This is a genomic window from Pseudomonas sp. BN515, assembly GCF_029873155.1.
Classification (GTDB): domain Bacteria; phylum Pseudomonadota; class Gammaproteobacteria; order Pseudomonadales; family Pseudomonadaceae; genus Metapseudomonas.
The window spans coordinates 1-17,260 of record NZ_SSOH01000043.1 but is presented as its reverse complement, the minus strand read 5'-3'; the positions used below and the strand labels follow the sequence as shown (position 1 = coordinate 17,260).

The 17,260-nt window shown below is 65.2% G+C and carries 12 protein-coding genes; 8 read left to right on the top strand and 4 right to left on the bottom strand.

The window, feature by feature from the left end:
- Positions 1–134 precede the first annotated feature (134 nt).
- Together E8E91_RS11260 and E8E91_RS11255 are read right to left on the bottom strand one after the other, a co-directional pair.
- Positions 135–518 (bottom strand): PaaI family thioesterase, encoded by a 384-nt coding sequence (locus E8E91_RS11260; RefSeq protein ID WP_280370098.1) that lies wholly within the window; start codon positions 516–518, stop codon positions 135–137.
- Positions 519–520: 2 nt separating this feature from the next.
- Positions 521–2,833: a Tex family protein gene (locus tag E8E91_RS11255; protein ID WP_280375826.1), complete on the bottom strand. Its 2,313-nt coding sequence runs from the start codon at positions 2,831–2,833 to the stop codon at positions 521–523.
- Positions 2,834–3,053: 220 nt separating this feature from the next.
- Between E8E91_RS11255 and ompR the strand changes: the two genes are divergently transcribed.
- From ompR to E8E91_RS11240, 3 genes are all read left to right on the top strand, one after another.
- Positions 3,054–3,785, top strand: coding sequence for a two-component system response regulator OmpR (gene ompR / locus E8E91_RS11250; RefSeq protein WP_120654036.1), 732 nt, complete (start codon positions 3,054–3,056; stop codon positions 3,783–3,785).
- Between the two features lie 43 nt (positions 3,786–3,828).
- Entirely contained in the window at positions 3,829–5,142 is a 1,314-nt protein-coding gene (locus E8E91_RS11245; protein ID WP_280370630.1) for an ATP-binding protein, read from the top strand.
- A 297-nt stretch (positions 5,143–5,439) separates the two neighbouring features.
- Positions 5,440–9,225, top strand: a complete 3,786-nt coding sequence (locus E8E91_RS11240; RefSeq protein WP_280375825.1) for an EAL domain-containing protein — start codon at positions 5,440–5,442, stop codon at positions 9,223–9,225.
- Positions 9,226–9,352: 127 nt separating this feature from the next.
- Here E8E91_RS11240 and rimK read toward each other — a convergent pair whose 3' ends face one another.
- Positions 9,353–10,258, bottom strand: coding sequence for a 30S ribosomal protein S6--L-glutamate ligase (gene rimK, locus E8E91_RS11235; RefSeq protein ID WP_151138159.1), 906 nt, complete (start codon positions 10,256–10,258; stop codon positions 9,353–9,355).
- Positions 10,255–10,692 carry an ATP-dependent zinc protease gene (locus E8E91_RS11230; protein ID WP_280375927.1) on the bottom strand — a complete coding sequence of 146 codons (438 nt, stop codon included), beginning with the start codon at positions 10,690–10,692 and terminating at the stop codon, positions 10,255–10,257. The genes rimK and E8E91_RS11230 overlap by 4 nt, the downstream gene beginning before the upstream one ends.
- A 147-nt stretch (positions 10,693–10,839) precedes the next feature.
- On the opposite strand from E8E91_RS11230, the gene E8E91_RS11225 reads away from it, so the two are divergent.
- From E8E91_RS11225 to E8E91_RS11205, 5 genes are all read left to right on the top strand, one after another.
- A complete protein-coding gene (locus E8E91_RS11225; RefSeq protein WP_280375824.1) occupies positions 10,840–11,250 on the top strand; it encodes a S4 domain-containing protein in 411 nt (136 codons plus the stop codon).
- A 153-nt stretch (positions 11,251–11,403) separates the two neighbouring features.
- The gene (gene hslO, locus E8E91_RS11220) at positions 11,404–12,291 is read left to right on the top strand and encodes an Hsp33 family molecular chaperone HslO (RefSeq protein ID WP_280370106.1); all 888 of its coding nucleotides are present in this window, start codon (positions 11,404–11,406) and stop codon (positions 12,289–12,291) included.
- 194 nt (positions 12,292–12,485) lie between these two features.
- Positions 12,486–14,030 carry a phosphoenolpyruvate carboxykinase gene (locus tag E8E91_RS11215; RefSeq protein ID WP_280375823.1) on the top strand — a complete coding sequence of 515 codons (1,545 nt, stop codon included), beginning with the start codon at positions 12,486–12,488 and terminating at the stop codon, positions 14,028–14,030.
- A 276-nt stretch (positions 14,031–14,306) separates the two neighbouring features.
- Positions 14,307–16,247, top strand: coding sequence for an ATP-dependent DNA helicase RecQ (locus tag E8E91_RS11210; protein ID WP_280375822.1), 1,941 nt, complete (start codon positions 14,307–14,309; stop codon positions 16,245–16,247).
- Between the two features lie 136 nt (positions 16,248–16,383).
- On the top strand, positions 16,384–16,986 hold the full coding sequence (locus tag E8E91_RS11205; protein WP_280375821.1) for a nitroreductase family protein: 603 nt from the start codon (positions 16,384–16,386) through the stop codon (positions 16,984–16,986).
- The last annotated feature ends 274 nt before the right edge of the window (positions 16,987–17,260 follow it).

Genomic DNA, 17,260 nt, shown 5'->3' with positions numbered 1-17,260 from the left:
CGTCGGTCGCCCCAATATGGGGGTGGACCTAGCTGTCTACAAGAGGCGGACTTGGCCGCCGGCCGAAATACTTTTCCAGCCGGCGGTTCGCGTTGTCGCTTCGTCCAGAATAGAGCCTTGCCACCACCCCGCGGTTACAGCTGAGCGAAGGTGCCTTGTCCCTTGGCGACCAGCTTGTCGCCCTGCAGCACGTCGGCCTCCACCACCAGCGTGCGTTTGCCGGCATGCAGCACCCGCGCCTTGCAGATCACCTCGCCCTCCGCCACCGGGCGGATGTAGTTGATCTTGCATTCCAGCGTGGCGCTGCGCCGGTCGAAGCCGTGGGTGCTGGTACAGGCCAGCCCCATGGTGATGTCCAGCAGCGAGAAGATCGCCCCGCCATGCATGACCTGGCCACGGTTGCGCAGGTGCTCGTCCATGACCAGGCGCGCCTCGGCAATGCCATCGCCGAGGCTCAGCGGCTCGATACCCAGCAGCTTGCTGTAGGCGCTGGTGGTTTGCTGGTCGGTGAAGTCCATCGTCACTTCTTCTTGATCTGCTTGGCGTTGGCGAACAGCGAGGCCATGGCGCCGGTCGCCGGCGGAGCGCTGTTGCGCGGGGCGCTCTGCTGCTGGCGTGGCTGGCCGCCCTGACGACCGCCGCCGCGCGGGCCTTCGACTTTCTCGCCGGGGGTGTCGCTCATGCGCATGGACAGGCCGACGCGGTTACGCGGGATGTCCACTTCCATGACCTTCACGCGGACGATGTCGCCGGCCTTGACCACTTCGTACGGGTCCTTGACGAACTTCTCCGACAGCGCGGAGATGTGCACCAGGCCGTCCTGGTGGACGCCGATGTCGACGAAGGCGCCGAAGTTGGTGACGTTGGTCACCACGCCTTCCAGCGTCATGCCGGGTTTCAGGTCCTTGAGGCTTTCGACGCCTTCCTGGAACTCGGCGGTCTTGAACTCGGGACGCGGGTCGCGGCCGGGCTTGTCCAGTTCCTTGAGGATGTCGGTGACGGTGGGCAGGCCGAAGGTCTCGTCGGTGAACTTGGCCGGGTCCAGGCGCTTGAGGAAGCCGGAGTCGCCGACCAGCGAGCGGATGTCGCGACCGGTATCGGCGGCGATGCGCTGCACCAGCGGATAGGTTTCCGGGTGCACGGCGGAGGCGTCCAGCGGGTTGTCGCCGTTCATCACGCGGAGGAAGCCGGCGGCCTGCTCGAAGGTCTTTTCGCCCAGGCGGCTGACTTTCTTCAGCTCGTCGCGGGTCTTGAAGGCGCCGTTGGCATCACGGTAGCTGACGATGTTCTGCGCCAGGGTGGCGTTGAGGCCGGAGATGCGGGCCAGCAGGGCGGCGGAGGCGGTGTTCACGTCCACGCCCACGGCGTTCACGCAGTCCTCGACCACGGCGTCCAGGCTGCGCGCCAGCTGAAGTTGGGACACGTCGTGCTGGTACTGGCCGACGCCGATGGATTTCGGGTCGATCTTCACCAGCTCGGCCAGCGGGTCCTGCAGGCGGCGGGCGATGGACACGGCGCCACGCAGGGAGACGTCCAGGTCCGGGAATTCCTTCGCCGCCAGCTCGGAGGCGGAGTACACCGATGCGCCGGCCTCGCTGACCATGATCTTGGTCATCTTCAGGGCCGGGTATTTCTTGATCAGCTCGATGGCCAGCTTGTCAGTCTCACGGCTGGCGGTGCCGTTGCCGATGGCGATCAGGTCGACGCTGTGCTTGGCGCAGAGCTTGCCGAGGATGGCCAGGGTCTCGTCCCACTTGTTGTGCGGCACGTGGGGGTAGACGGTGGCGGTGTCCAGCAGTTTGCCGGTGGCATCGACCACAGCCACCTTGCAGCCGGTGCGCAGGCCCGGGTCCAGGCCCAGGGTTGCGCGCGGGCCGGCCGGCGCGGCCAGCAGCAGGTCATGCAGGTTGCGGGCGAAGACGTTGATGGCTTCGCTTTCGGCGGCTTCACGCAGTTCGCCCAGCAGGTCGGTTTCCAGGTGGGTGTAGAGCTTGACCTTCCAGGTCCAGCGCACCACTTCGGACAGCCACTTGTCGGCGGCGCGGCCCTGGTTGGCGATGCCGAAACGCTCGCCGATCATCACTTCGCACGGGTGCATGGTGCCCGGCAGCTCTTCACCGACCTTCAGGGCGATGCTCAGCACGCCTTCGTTGCGACCACGGAAGATCGCCAGGGCACGGTGCGAGGGCACGCCCTTGAGGTTTTCGTCGTGTTCGAAGTAGTCGCTGAACTTGGCGCCTTCCTGTTCCTTGCCGGCGACCAGGCGGGCGCTGAGGGTGGCGCTGTCCTTGAGGAAGCCGCGCAGGCTGGCCAGCAGGGTGGCGTCCTCGGCGAAGCGCTCCATGAGGATGTACTTGGCGCCTTCGAGCACGGCCTTGATGTCGGCGAAGCCCTTTTCAGCGTCGATGAAGCGCTCGGCTTCGGCTTCCGGAGCCAGGGACGGATCGTTGAACAGCGCGTCGGCCAGTTCGCCGAGACCGGCTTCCAGGGCGATCTGGCCCTTGGTGCGGCGCTTCTGCTTATAGGGCAGGTAGAGGTCTTCGAGGCGGGTCTTGGTGTCGGCGAGCTTGATCTCGCGTTCCAGTTCCGGCGTCAGTTTGCCCTGCTCGGTGATGCTGGCAAGGATCGCGCCGCGGCGATCTTCCATTTCGCGCAGGTAGCGCAGGCGTTCTTCCAGGGTACGCAGCTGGGTATCGTCGAGGCTGCCGGTGACTTCTTTCCGGTAACGGGCGATGAAGGGGACGGTAGATCCCTCGTCCAGCAGTTCCACGGCGGCGGCGACCTGTTGCGGGCGCACGCCCAGTTCTTCAGCGATGCGGTTGTTGATATCCATTGAAAACACCTGCATGGGCGGCAGCCCGGGTCGGGTCACGGCGGCTACCGCAGAAAAACAGACCGGCGAGCCAGGGCTCGCCGGTGATGAAGGGCGCCGCATTATAAACACCGAGTTTCGAAGGGTAGGAAACCGTTCGGGGAAAAATCTGCTAACAATGGGCAAGCCGCTGCGCGCTGCCGGCAGGCGATAATGCGCGGCTTGCACAACAGGAGAAAACATGAGCAGCAACCCGACCGCTGAAGGCGAAAAGATCCTCATAGTCGATGACGACGCCCGTCTGCGGCGCCTTCTCGAGCGCTTCCTCGACGAGCAGGGCTTTCGCGTGCGCGCCGTGGAGAACGTCGAGCAGATGGATCGCCTGCTGGCTCGCGAACTCTTCAACCTGGTGGTGCTGGACCTGATGCTCCCCGGCGAGGACGGCCTGTCGGCCTGCCGCCGCCTGCGCGCGTCCAACAACCAGGTGCCGATCATCATGCTCACCGCCAAGGGCGACGAGACCAGCCGTATCCAGGGCCTGGAACTGGGCGCCGATGACTATCTGGCCAAGCCCTTCAACCCCCGCGAGCTGCTGGCGCGGATCAAGGCCGTGCTGCGCCGCCAGGCACCGCAGGTACCGGGCGCCCCGGCCAGCGAGGACGAGAGTGTCAGCTTCGGCGAGTACGAGCTGTCGCTCGCCACCCGCGAGCTGAAGAAAGGCGACGACGTGCAGATGCTCACCACCGGTGAGTTCGCCGTACTCAAGGCGCTGGTCCAGCACGCCCGCGAGCCGCTGACCCGCGACAAACTGATGAACCTGGCCCGTGGCCGCGAGTGGGACGCCCTGGAGCGCTCCATCGACGTGCAGATCTCCCGTCTGCGCCGGTTGATCGAACCGGACCCTTCCAAGCCGCGCTATATCCAGACCGTCTGGGGTGTCGGCTACGTGTTCGTGCCCGATGGCAACAAGTGAGCGCGCGGCGGGGGTTCCCGCCGCCGGGCAACCCAGGGTGGTGATGCGCACCCCCTACTGGTTCCCGCAGAGCTTCTTCTCCCGCACCCTGTGGCTGGTGCTCATCGTCGTCCTGTTCTCCAAGGCGCTGACCCTGGTCTACCTGATGATGAACGAGGACGTGCTGGTGGACCGCCAGTACAGCCACGGCGCCGCGTTGACCCTGCGTGCCTACTGGGCGGCGAGTGAAGAAGAGCGTCACGACCTGGCCAAGGCTGCCGGGCTCAAGCGCGTCACCCGCGACGCCGTGCCCGCCAGTGAACAGCACTGGCCTTACAGCGAAATCTTCCAGCGCCAGATGCAGGCCGAGCTCGGCCCCGGCACCGAAGTGCGTCTGCGCGCGCAGAGCCCGCCGGCGCTCTGGGTCCACGCACCGGAGCTGGGACCGGACTGGGTACGTATCCCACTTTATCCACACCCCCTGCGCGGCCAGCGTATCTGGAGCGTGCTCGGCTGGTTCCTCGGCATCGGCCTGCTCTCCACCGCCGCCGCCTGGATCTTCGTGCGCCAGCTCAACGCGCCGCTCAAGCGCCTGGTCTTCGCCGCCCGCCAGGTCGGCCAGGGCCGCAGCGTGCGCCTGCCCGTGAGCGACACGCCAAGCGAGATGGCCGAGGTGTACCGCGCCTTCAACCAGATGGCGGAGGACGTCGAACGCGGCGCTCGCGAGCGTGAGCTGATGCTGGCCGGCGTTTCCCATGACCTGCGTACGCCGCTGACGCGCCTGCGCCTGTCTCTGGAACTGATGTGCAATGACTCCGAGCTGACCGAAGACATGGTCCGCGACATCGAGGACATGGACGCCATCCTCGACCAGTTCCTCGCCTTCATCCGTGATGGCCGCGACGAGCGGGTGGAAGAGCTGGACCTGGGCGAGCTGGTGCGCGAAGTGGTCGCGCCCTACAACCAGCAGGACGAACAGGTGCGCCTGTGCCTGGAGCCGTTACCGCTGTTCCCGTTGCGGCGGGTATCGATCAAGCGCCTGCTGGTGAACCTGATCGAGAACGCGCTGCGATATGGCGGCAACGGTGTCGAGGTGGCGGCCTTCCTCGCGGGCGACAACGCCGCGCCCTACGTGGTTCTGAGCGTGCTCGACCGCGGCCAGGGCATCGATCCGTCGGAGCTGCAGGACATCTTCAACCCCTTCATCCGTGGTGACCGCGCCCGTGGCGGCAAGGGCACCGGCCTGGGGCTGGCCATCGTGAAACGCATCGCCGCGCAGCACGGTGGCAGCGTCGAGTTGCGCAATCGCTCCGGTGGCGGCCTGGAAGCACGCGTCTGCCTGCCCCTGGGACTAATGCTCCCCCGCGACGCTGTGTAAGTTCCTACGAAAAGGGCCTGCGCTTCGGCCATGCGTCGTTGGAAATCGGCTCGGCCTGCTCATTGACAGTCGTCAACTCCGCGGCCTCGCCGATTTCCGCCTAGCCTGACCATCGCTCGGCGCGTTTTCATGCGGAACGGGATTCCGCGAGCGCCCTATTGGGCGCTTCGTTTCCTGAAATACCTTCGGTCCCGGATTCGGACCTGCCATCGGCAGTGCTGTTACGACGCCGGTCGTTCGGCGTACGCTAGCCCGGCGCTGGGCTATCCTCAGCTTGCGCACCGACATGAGGTCAGTATGCCAGCTGCTTCTTTCCGACTACCCCAATGGACCTGGTGGTTGCCTCTGCCGCTGCTGCATCTGGCCACTTGGGTTTCCCTTGGTACCCAGGCTTCCAGTGGACTGGCCGTCTGGTACCTGCCCTTTGCCCTCGGCCTGGTGTTCTGCCTGTGGTGGGGCGCGCGGGTGCTGCCTGCCATCTATTTCAACGCGCTGCTCAGCGTGCCCCTGTGGGACCTCAGCTGGTACTGGGCGCCGCTCTACGCCGTGCCGGAAACACTCAGCGTCGCCGTGGGCTGGTGGGCGCTCAAGCGTGCCGGCTGCCACGCTGACCTGCGCGACTTCCCCGAATTGCTGCGTTTCATGCTCTATGGCGTGCTGCTGCCGGTGAGCCTGCTGGTCTACGGCGAGCAGGCGGCGCTGATGCTGAGCCATAGCACGGCACGCGAGAGCTGGGGCAACTCCGCTCTGCTGGTCTGGCCCGGAGCGTGCCTGACCACCCTGGCAGTCAGCCTGCCACTGCTGACCTATCTCACGCCGCTGTTCAGCCGCCGTGGCTGGGTGCCGGAGCCGGTGGAGGCCTTGCCGGAGACCCTGCACCGCCTGCCGCCCTGGCCATTGCTGCTGGTGCTGGCGCTGCTCATTCCCTGGCTGCTGACCGTCGTGCCGCTGATCCTCACCCTGCCGCCCATCGGCTTGATGATGCTTGGATTGGGGCTGGTCTGGGGCTTTCCCGGTGCCCTCTGCGGCGCCGGCCTCACGGCCCTGACCGTGCTCGCCCTGCCGGCGCTGCGCCAGTTCGATGGTGCTGCGCGCCTGGCCGAGCCGCAGTCGGGCGTCGAACTCTATTTCAGTGTGCTGCTGCTGATGATGTCCGCCCTGCTGGTCGGACGCAGCCTGAGCGACCTGCGTCTGGCGTTGGCTCGCCGCGACGAGATGCAGAAGGAACTGGCCATGAGCAACCTGGCGCTGCAGGCCAGCCCCCTGGGGGTGACCATCGTCGACGCGCGCCAGGCCGACCAGCCGCTGATCTACTGCAACCCGGCCTTCGAACAGATGAGCGGCTATTCGCGAGACGAGGCCCTGGGCAATCACTGGCGCTTCCTGCTCCATCACGACCGCAACCAGTCCGAGCTGCCGCGTCTGCAGGATGCGTTGCAGCGCGGCGAACAGTGCCAGCTGGTGCTACGCAACTATCGCAAGGACGGCAGCCTGTTCTGGAACGAGATCACCGTGGCGCCCATGCGCGACGCCTTGGGCATCAGCCATTTCGTCGCGCTGCAGCACGACGTCAGCGGTCGCGAAATGATCTCCGAAGAACTGGATACCCGCCGCGACGAGTTGCTGCGCCAGACGCACCTGCTGAACCAGACCGAAGCCATCGCCGACATCGGCAGCTGGGTGCTGGAGATCGCCACCCTGAAGATGGCCTGGAGCGAGGGCAGCTTCCGCATCTATGAACTGGACCCGGGCGCCGGCGCTCCCAGCCTCGGGCAGATGCTCAGCTACTTCGACCCGGCCAGCCGCTCGCTGCTGGAAGACACCCTGGAGCAGTGCCTGCGTAGCGCCGAGCCCTTCGACGTGGAGCTGCGCATCCAGGCCGCTCGCGGTACTCCGCGCTGGCTCCGGATCAAGGGGCTGGCCGAGCACGATGGCGACCAGGTGATCCGCATCTACGGCGCCATGCTCGACCTGACCAGCCAGAAGCGCGCCGAGCGCCTGCAGCACGAGCGTGACAAGCACCTGCACCTGTTCTTCGAGGCGCCGTTGATCGGCATGGCCCTGTGCACACCGGACCAACGCTGGGAAGAGGTCAACTACAAGCTCTGCAGCATTCTCGGCCGCTCCCGCGAACAGCTGCGCGGCGTCGACTGGATGAGCATGACGGTGGCCGAGGACCGCGCCGCCGAAGAGGCCCTGCTGGAGGAGGTGCGCAAGGGCGAGCGCGATGGCTACGAGCTCGACAAGCGCTTCATGAAAGGCTCCGGTGGCACGGTGCACGCGCGGGTCAACGTGCGCGGTGTACGTGACCTGGACGGCCAGCTCTACGCACTGCTGGCGCTGGTAGAAGACATCAGCGCCCGGCACGAGGCCGAGGCGCGTTACCGGACCCTGGTGGAGCACGCGCCGGAAGCCATCCTGGTGTTCGATCCGCAGCACGGCATCGTCGAAGCCAACGAGAACGCCGCGCGCCTGTTCGGCATGTCCCGCGAGCTGCTGCACGGCCACATGCCCACCAGCTTCAGCCCACCACTGCAGGCCGATGGCCGTCCGTCGCGGGAGCTTGGCAATGCCTATACCCGCGCCGCGCTAAAGGGCGACACGCCCACCTTCGACTGGCTGATGCGTGATGTGAATGGCCGCGTGCGTCCCTGCGAGGTGCGCCTGGTGCGCCTGCCCGGCGAGGGCCGGCCGCTGATCCGCCTGAGCATCACCGACATTTCCGAGCGCCAGCGCTACCAGCGCGAGATCGAGCGCCTGGCCTACAGCGACGAGCTCACCGGCCTGCCCAATCGCCGCCTGCTGCTCGATCGCCTGCAGCACGCCATGGCCCGTGAGCAGCGCGAGGGCCGTTACGGGGCGTTGCTGTTCATCGACCTGGACCACTTCAAGACGGTCAACGACAGCCTTGGCCACCCGGTGGGCGATGCCCTGCTGCGGGAGGTCACGGCACGTCTGGCCGGTTGCCTGCGCAACGAAGACACCTTGGCGCGACTTGGCGGCGACGAGTTCGTGGTGCTGTTGGAAGCCCTGGCTGACAGCCCGGAACAGGCCGGCAAGCTGGCCGCCGAGGTGGGCGACAAACTGCTGCAGAGCCTGCACGGGAGTTACACCATCGGCGAACACGAACTGGTGGTCAGCGCCAGTATCGGCATCGCCCTGCATCCCTTCATCGAGCAGGTCGCCGCCGACGTCCTCAAGCAGGCGGACACCGCCATGTACCGGGCCAAGCAGTCCGGGCGCAACGCCCTGCATTTCTTCGCACCGGAAATGCAGGCGGCCATCGACCAGCGACTGCAACTGCAAAGCGAGCTGCGCCAGGCCATCGACCGCGGCCAGCTCAGCCTGGAGTTCCAACCGCAACTGGCCCTGGCCGATGGCCGCGTGCTGGGCGCCGAGGCGCTGATGCGCTGGCATCACCCCACACGCGGCGAAGTGCCGCCAGCGCAGTTCATCCCGTTGGCCGAAGAAACCGGCCTGATCCTCGAACTCTCGGACTGGATGCTGGAACGCGCCTGCACCTGCCTCGCCACCTGGCAGACCGACATGCCGTGGCTGGTGCTGGCCATCAACGTCAGTCCCCGCGAGCTGCGCAAACCCGGCTTCTTCGAGCGCATCGAAAGCGCCCTCAAGCGCCATGGCGTTCCGCCCGGCCGACTGGAGCTGGAAATCACCGAAGGCAGCTTGCTGGAAGAGGTGGAGCAGTGCATTTCCGCCATGCAGGCGCTCAAGTCGCTGGGCGTGCGTTTTGCCATCGACGATTTCGGCACGGGCTATTCATCCCTGGCCTACCTCAAGCGCCTACCGCTGGACAGGCTGAAGATCGACCGCAGCTTCGTCGATGGCCTGGCCGTCGACGCTAGCGACCTGGCCCTGGTGGAAACCATATTGGCCATCGGCCGCAATCTCGGCCTGGAGTGCATTGCCGAAGGCATCGAGAGCGAAGAGCAACTGTCCATGCTGCGCCAGCGTGGCTGCGAGCTGGGCCAGGGCTATTTCTTCAGCCGGCCGCTGGACGAGGGAGACTTCCGCAGCTGGATTCGCGAGCGGGAAGGTCGGCAGGCGGTGGTGCAGAGCCTGTAAGGCGCATGAATCTGCCCCATGTGGGGGTGAATTCATTCGCGAAGCGGACCGCAGGTCCGCCTGCTGACTTGCATGGGGCCAGCTTCGCTGGCCATTGCGATTGAAATCGCCCCACAGAGCGGGGCGCTTACCCCTTGCCTTTGGTCCTGGTCGAATTGGGGCAGGCGTTCTTCTCCAGGTACTGGATGATGATTCCAGCCACATCGTGCCCGGTGGTGGTCTCGATGCCTTCCAGGCCGGGGGAGGAATTCACCTCCATCACCAGCGGGCCGTGATTGGAGCGCAGGATATCCACCCCCGCCACCGACAGGCCCATGACCTTGGCGGCGCGGATCGCAGTCATGCGCTCTTCCGGGGTGATCTTGATCAGGCTGGCGCTGCCGCCGCGATGCAGGTTGGAGCGGAACTCGCCGGGCTTGGCCTGGCGCTTCATCGCTGCGATCACCTTGTCGCCCACCACGAAGCAGCGGATATCGGCGCCGCCGGCTTCGCGGATGTACTCCTGCACCATGATGTTCTGCTTCAGGCCCATGAAGGCCTCGATCACCGATTCGGCGGCCTTCTCCGTTTCGCACAGCACCACGCCTATGCCCTGGGTGCCTTCCAGCACCTTGATCACCAGCGGCGCGCCGTTGACCATGCGGATCAGGTCGGGGATGTCGTCGGGGGAGTGGGCGAAGCCGGTCACCGGCAGGCCGATGCCCTTGCGCGAAAGCAGCTGCAGCGAACGCAGCTTGTCCCGCGAGCGGGTGATGGCCACCGATTCGTTGAGCGGGAATACCCCCATCATCTCGAACTGGCGCAGCACGGCGCAGCCATAGAAGGTGACCGAGGCGCCGATCCGCGGGATCACCGCGTCGAAGCCCTCCAGCGGCTGGCCGCGGTAGTGGATCTGCGGCTTGTGGCTGGCGATGTTCATATAGGCGCGCAGGGTGTCGATGACCACCATCTCATGGCCGCGCTGCTGGCCGGCCTCGACGAGGCGGCGAGTCGAATACAGGCGCGGATTGCGCGATAACACGGCGATTTTCATTGGGCACCCGGAAGGGAAAGAGTCGGTTTTTCCTGAACGTAGGTGAGTGCCGGGTTGACCACCAGTTGCGCCTGGACCAGGGCCTTGGAGCCCAGCAGAACGCGGTAACGCATGGTCTTGCGGCAGGCCAGGGTGAACTCGATAGGCCAGATCCGGTCACCCAGCGCGAGCAGGGTGCGAATGACATAACGGGTCTGTGCCTGGCCGTTGGAGCTTTTTATGGTCTTCACCGAAACCACTTGCGCTTCGCAACGATGTCGCCGCTGCACCAGGGTGCCGAGGTGCGCGGTGAACCGGACCCACTGCTTGCCTTTCTTTTCAAAGGGGACGATGTCGCTGGCGTGCAGGGTGGAGGTGCTGGCGCCGGTATCGATCTTCGCGCGCAGGCCGACCATGCCGAGTTCTGGCAGGGCGATCCATTCGCGGAGTCCGATCACGGAGAGATGGTCGAAAGTCTTCAATGCAGGCTTTCCGGTAAAGTTGGCGCATTCTAGTGGGCCGATGTGACAACTGCATCTGGCCCTGGCTGAGCTTAGACCGGGCTGGCGAATGGGGCAGCCCGTGCAGGATGGAAACGAGTCATGCGTGCGAAAGAGAAAGACGACAAAGACGACGACAAGGTTCGCCTCGACAAGTGGCTGTGGGCCGCGCGCTTCTACAAGACCCGCGCCCTGGCCAAGGAAGCCATCGAGGGAGGCAAGGTCCACCATCACGGCGAGCGCTGCAAGCCGTCGAAGGAGCCCCGGGTCGGGGACGAATATGTGATCCGCACCGGTTTCGATGAACGCACTGTCGTCGTCCGCGCACTGTCGGTGGTCCGGCGTGGTGCCCCCGAGGCGCAGACACTCTACGAGGAAACTGCCGAGAGCCTGGCCAAGCGCGAAGAGGCCGCCGCCATGCGCAAGGCCGGTGCCCTGGGTATCCAGACCGATGGCCGGCCGACCAAGAAACAGCGCCGGCAGATTCATTTCCTGCGCGGCGGTCACGAATAGAGTCACAGCGAAGACCGGCCTCTGCCGCCGGGTTTTCGATCGATAGAAAACGCCCGCATCGGTGATAGACAACCGGCCCTTGGTCAGCCGGCGGATTTGCGCATAAAATCGCCAGCCTTTCGGCCAAATTGGCCCAAATGCAGCGAGTCCGGCATGACCGATTTCACCCAACGTTTTCTGTTCGACGACACCGATGTGCGCGGAGAACTGGTCTCCCTCGGCGAGAGCTACGCCCACGTCCTGGCCAAGCATCCTTACCCGGAACCGGTTGCCCAGCTGCTCGGTGAGATGCTCGCCGCCGCTTCCCTGCTGGTCGGTACCCTGAAGTTCGATGGCATGCTGGTGTTGCAGGCGCGTTCCTCCGGCGCGGTTCCGCTGCTGATGGTGGAATGCTCCAGCGACCGCGAAGTGCGCGGCATCGCCCGTTATCACGCGAGCCAGGTCAGCCCGTCCGCCGGCCTGGCCGAGCTGATGCCTGAAGGTTCGCTGACCCTGACCGTGGACCCGAAGCAGGGCCAGCGCTACCAGGGCATCGTCGCCCTCGAAGGCGCCACCCTGGCCGAGTGCCTGTCCAGCTACTTCGACAATTCCCAGCAGTTGCCCACCCGCTTCTGGCTCAACGCCGATGGCCGCAATGCCCGTGGCATGCTGCTTCAGGCCCTGCCGGCGGATCGCCTGAAGGATACCGAGGCCCGCGAGGCCAACTGGCAGCACCTGACCACGCTGGCTGACACCCTGACCGCTGAAGAGCTGCTCGGCCTGGACAACGAAACCGTGCTGCACCGCCTCTATCATGAAGAAGCGGTACGCCTGTTCGATCCGCAGGTCATCCATTTCCGCTGCAGCTGCTCGCGTCAGCGTTCGGCCAACGCGCTGGTCAGCCTGGGCAAGGACGATGCTGAAGCCCTGCTGCTGGAAAGCGGCGGCACCGTGGTGATCGATTGCCAGTTCTGCAATCAGCGCTACTCGTTCGACGCGGCGGACATCGCCCAGTTGTTCGCCGGTGGCGGCAGCGCCGCACCGTCGGAAACGCGCCACTGAATATGTAGTGTGCCCATCGGGTCGCTGCGTGACCGGGGTGCGATTATCGGTCAGGAATATGCCCGGCTGACAGGAGGTTTCTACCCAAAGCGGGCTTTTCTGGCATAATCGCGCGCACTTTTTTCGCTGTAGGGGGTCGCAGTACCCACTACAAATCGCTTGGAGGACTCGGCTTTTCGCCGACGGGGAACCACATGACGCAAGCCAATAACGCCGTGTACACCGATATCAGCGCCGCGCAACTGGTCGAAGAGGCCATCCGCCGTGGTGAGGGTGAACTGGCCGCCAACGGTTCGTTGGTAGTGAAAACCGGCCACCGCACCGGTCGTTCTCCGGCAGATCGTTTCATCGTTCAAGAGCCGAGCACCGACGCCAAGATCGCCTGGGGCAACATCAACCGTCCCTTCCCGGCGGACAAATTCGATGCACTGTGGGCTCGCGTTGAAGCTTATGTGACCGAACGTGAGTGTTTCGTCTCCCATGTGCACGTTGGCGCCGATCCTGAACACTACCTGGCCGTCAAGATGACCACCGAGACCGCCTGGCACAACCTGTTCGGCCGTTGCCTGTTCATCAATCCGGAACAGTACAACCCGCAGTCCCGCCAGGAGTGGCAGATCCTCAACGCCCCGAACTTCGTCTGCGAACCGGAGCGTGACGGCACCAACTCCGATGGTTGCGTGATCCTCAACTTCGCCGCCAAGAAAGTCCTGATCGCCGGCATGCGCTACGCCGGTGAAATGAAGAAGGCCATGTTCTCCGTGCAGAACTTCCTGCTGCCGGAAAAAGACGTACTGCCGATGCACTGCGCCGCCAACGTTGGCGAAGAAGGCGACACCACCCTGTTCTTCGGCCTGTCCGGCACCGGCAAGACCACCCTGTCCGCCGACCCGAGCCGTTACCTGATCGGTGACGACGAGCACGGCTGGGGCGTGGGCACCGTGTTCAACGTCGAAGGCGGTTGCTACGCCAAGTGCATCGACCTGTCCGAGAAGAACGAGCCGGTAATCTGGAAAGCCATCCAGTTCGGCGCCGTGCTGGAAAACGTGGTGCTGAACCCGGAAACCCGCCTGCCCGACTACAGCGACGACAGCCTGACCCAGAACACCCGTGCCGCCTACCCGCTGCACCTGGTGGAGAAGCGCGTCGAGGCCAACCGTGCCGGCGAGCCGAACGCAGTGATCTTCCTGACCTGCGACCTGACCGGCGTGCTGCCGCCCGTTTCCATCCTGAACAACGAGCAGGCTGCCTACCACTTCCTGTCCGGCTACACCGCGCTGGTCGGATCCACCGAAATGGGTTCCGGCGGCGGCATCAAGTCCACCTTCTCCACCTGCTTCGGCGCGCCGTTCTTCCCGCGTCCGGCTGGCGAGTACGCTGAACTGCTGATCAAGCGCATCCAGGGCTTCGGCTCCAAGGTGTACCTGGTCAACACCGGCTGGACCGGCGGTGGCTACGGCGTTGGCAAGCGCTTCAACATCCCGACTACCCGCGGTGTGATCGCTGCCATCCAGAGCGGTGCCCTGATCGGCGCCGAAACCGAGCACCTGGACACCATCAACCTGGACGTGCCGAAGGCCGTTCCGGGCGTCGACACCAACCTGCTCAACCCGCGCAACACCTGGGCTGACAAGGCTGCCTACGACGAAGCTGCCAAGGCCCTGGCCGTGCAGTTCGTCGAGAACTTCAAGAAGTTCGACGTTTCCGACGCCATCAAGAACGCCGGCCCGCAGCTCTAAGCCGCACCGCGTCCTTGCGAAGAAGCCGCCTCCGGGCGGCTTTTTCATTGTTGGCGGTCGAGTAGGATGGCGTAGAGCGAAGCGAAACCCATCAGGGGCCTGCGCCATTGGTACTCCTTCCAACCTCCGACGGTGGGTCGATGAAGCGTGACCCACCCTACGTCTACACCGAGCCGTAACATTCGCCCCGGAGTTCCGGAATCGTCCTACCCATTTGGCGCGCCGAGGCGGTGTGCTTGGGGTCATGATCGATGGCCCCTTCGATGGAGTGAAGCCATGCCCCTCAACACCCTCGCCGCCACCTTCGGTTACGACCATTTCCGCCCCGGCCAGGAAGCCGCCATCTCCGCCGTGCTGGCCGGCCGTTCGGCCGCCGCCATCTTTCCCACCGGTTCCGGCAAGTCGCTGTGCTACCAATTGCCGGCCCTGCACCTGCCGCACCTGACTCTGGTGGTGTCGCCGCTGTTGGCGCTGATGCAGGACCAGCTGGCCTTCCTGCACCGTCACGGCATCGCCGCCGCCAGCATCGACTCGGCGCAGAGTCGTGAAGAGGCGGCCGAGGTCATGGCGCGGGCCCGCTCCGGTGAGCTGAAGATCCTGATGATTTCCGTCGAGCGCCTGAAGAACGAGCGCTTCCGCGGATTCATCCAGCAGGTGCCGATCTCGCTGCTGGTGGTGGATGAGGCCCACTGCATTTCCGAGTGGGGCCACAACTTCCGGCCCGACTACCTCAAGCTGCCCGAGTACCAGCGCCAGTTCGGCATTCCGCAGGTGCTGCTGCTGACCGCCACGGCGACGCCGACCGTGATCGCCGACATGCAGCGCAAGTTCGCCATCGCCGATACCGACGTCATCACCACCGGCTTCTACCGCCCCAACCTCAACCTGCTGGTGGAACCGGTGGCCGGTGTGCGCAAGCTGGACCGGCTGGCGAGCTGGCTGGGCGATCGCACCGGGCAGCCGGCCATTGTCTACGTCACCCTGCAGAAGACCGCTGAAGACGTGGCCGGGTGGCTGACCGAGCGCGGCGTCGCCGCGAGCGCTTATCACGCGGGCATGGCCCACGAGGAGCGTGAGGCGTTGCAGCGCCGGTTCATGGCCGGCGAAGTGAATGTGATGGTCGCGACCATCGCCTTCGGCATGGGCATCGACAAGAGCGACATCCGCCAGGTGGTGCACTACGACCTGCCCAAGTCGGTGGAGAACTACAGCCAGGAAATCGGCCGGGCGGGGCGCGACGGCCAGCCTTCGGATTGCCTGGTGCTGGCCAATCGCGACAGCCTCAACGTGCTGGAAAACTTCGTCTATGGCGATACGCCGGAGCTGTCCGGCATCCGCCTGGTGCTGGCGGAGCTGAAGGCGGCGGGGCAGGGTGGGGACCGCTGGGAGCTGATGCTCGGCGCGCTTTCCGACCAGAGCAACATTCGCCAGCTGCCGCTCAAGACTCTGCTGGTCCAGCTGGAGCTGCGCGGCATCATCGCGCCGCTCTATGCCTACTTCGCCGACTACCGTTTCAAGCATCTGCTGGCGCCCGAAGCGCTGGCTGCGCAATTCGAAGGCGAGCGCCGTCAATTCGTCGATGCCTTGCTGCGCACATCCATCCGCGCGCGTACCTGGTGCACCGTGGATTTCGACCGCCTGTACCGCGAATACAGCGCTGAACGCAGCCGCGTGGTGAAGGCCCTGGACTACTTCCAGGAGCGCGGTTGGATCGAGCTGGAAAGCAAGCAGATGACCGAGGTCTACGCCCTGCAGAAACCCGACTTCGATTCGGAGACGTTGGCTGCGGAGCTGCATGGCTACTTCCGCCAGCAGGAGCGCAGCGAGATCGCCCGCATCCAGGCGATGCTGGCCCTGTTCGCCAGCGAGAATTGCCTCAGCGCGCGGCTGGCCCATTACTTCGGTGATCACGACGTCCCGCAGCGTTGCGGCCATTGTTCGGTCTGCCGGGGACGCGTGGCGCAGCTGCCGGCGCCGGCTGCGCTGCCGCCATTGGCGGAGCGCAACTTCAGCGCCCTGTGTGGCGGATTCATCCAGCGCTTCGAAGAACTGAAGGGCGAGCGGCCTGGCGTCGAATGCCTCACGCGCATGCTCTGCGGCATCACCGCGCCGCTCTTCACCCGGCTCAAGGCGCGCAACCTGCCGGGATTCGCCGCGCTGGAGGCCTATCCCTACGCCGAAGTGCGTGAATGGGTAAGCCAACAGCTGGGCGTGTAGGAAAAGCCCGCTCCCAACAGAACATTGGGCCATACGGATTTTTTGATCGATATCATCGTTAATCAGTGTTGGAAGCAGGCCTCTGGCTGCTTAGGATGGCGCCACTTTCAATCCCGCCTCTTCCAAGGATTCCTACATGCACATTGACGACGCCATCCGCAGCCGCCGGGCCATCAAGAACTACGACACCAGCTTCAGCATGAGTCGCGAGGACAAGGACGCCCTGCTGGAGCTGGCCCTGCTCGCGCCCACTGCCTTCAACCTGCAGCACGTGCGTCTGGTGGAGGTCAGCGACCCGGCCCTGCGCCAACGCATTCGTGATGTGGCCTGGGGCCAGGCGCAGGTGACTGAAGCCTCGATGCTGGTGATCGTGTGTGCCCGCCTCGACGCCTGGGAGCGGGATTCCGCCCGTGTCTGGGCCGAGGCCCCGCAGCCGGTGCAAGAGTTCATGGCCGGCGCCATCGACACCTACTACCGTGGCAAACCGCAGGTGCAGCGCGATGAAGTGATGCGCAGCTGCGGCCTCGTGGCCCAGACCCTGATGCTCGCCGCGCGCGGCAAAGGCCTGGACAGCTGCCCTATGGACGGCTTCGATTTCGACGCCGTGGCCGACGTGATCCGTCTGCCGGAGAATCATGCAATCGGCTTGATGGTCGCCGTGGGCAAGCAGACCGCGCCGGCCCGTCCGCGCATCGGCAAGCTGGCCTTCGACGAGGCTGTGATCCGCGACCAGTTCTGATGTTCGCTGTTGCGTGTGGGAGCGATTTCAATCGCGAGTAAACATCCACGTTCGTAGAACGTGGACTTGCGGTAGCCCCCTGGAAGGGGGCGAATCCACTACCGAGCACAACGCCGACCTCTTTCGCCCGGTCTGGACCGTAGGGTGCGCTGTGCGCACCGACTTCAGGACCCGCTTCGGCACCAGGCCAAACCGCCGGTGCGCACGGTGTACCCTACCCGATCGCCTTCATCCTGCTAGCCCAAGCAGTCGAATCGTCACAGGCAGAGCCGAT

What these genes read in the sequence shown, in the direction of transcription:
- E8E91_RS11260 (WP_280370098.1), bottom strand. Translation starts at nt 518, where the DNA reads ATGGACTTCACCGACCAGCAAACCACCAGCGCCTACAGCAAGCTGCTG.
- E8E91_RS11255 (WP_280375826.1), bottom strand. Translation starts at nt 2,833, where the DNA reads ATGGATATCAACAACCGCATCGCTGAAGAACTGGGCGTGCGCCCGCAA.
- ompR (WP_120654036.1), top strand. Translation starts at nt 3,054, where the DNA reads ATGAGCAGCAACCCGACCGCTGAAGGCGAAAAGATCCTCATAGTCGAT.
- E8E91_RS11245 (WP_280370630.1), top strand. Translation starts at nt 3,829, where the DNA reads ATGCGCACCCCCTACTGGTTCCCGCAGAGCTTCTTCTCCCGCACCCTG.
- E8E91_RS11240 (WP_280375825.1), top strand. Translation starts at nt 5,440, where the DNA reads ATGCCAGCTGCTTCTTTCCGACTACCCCAATGGACCTGGTGGTTGCCT.
- rimK (WP_151138159.1), bottom strand. Translation starts at nt 10,258, where the DNA reads ATGAAAATCGCCGTGTTATCGCGCAATCCGCGCCTGTATTCGACTCGC.
- E8E91_RS11225 (WP_280375824.1), top strand. Translation starts at nt 10,840, where the DNA reads ATGCGTGCGAAAGAGAAAGACGACAAAGACGACGACAAGGTTCGCCTC.
- hslO (WP_280370106.1), top strand. Translation starts at nt 11,404, where the DNA reads ATGACCGATTTCACCCAACGTTTTCTGTTCGACGACACCGATGTGCGC.
- E8E91_RS11215 (WP_280375823.1), top strand. Translation starts at nt 12,486, where the DNA reads ATGACGCAAGCCAATAACGCCGTGTACACCGATATCAGCGCCGCGCAA.
- E8E91_RS11210 (WP_280375822.1), top strand. Translation starts at nt 14,307, where the DNA reads ATGCCCCTCAACACCCTCGCCGCCACCTTCGGTTACGACCATTTCCGC.
- E8E91_RS11205 (WP_280375821.1), top strand. Translation starts at nt 16,384, where the DNA reads ATGCACATTGACGACGCCATCCGCAGCCGCCGGGCCATCAAGAACTAC.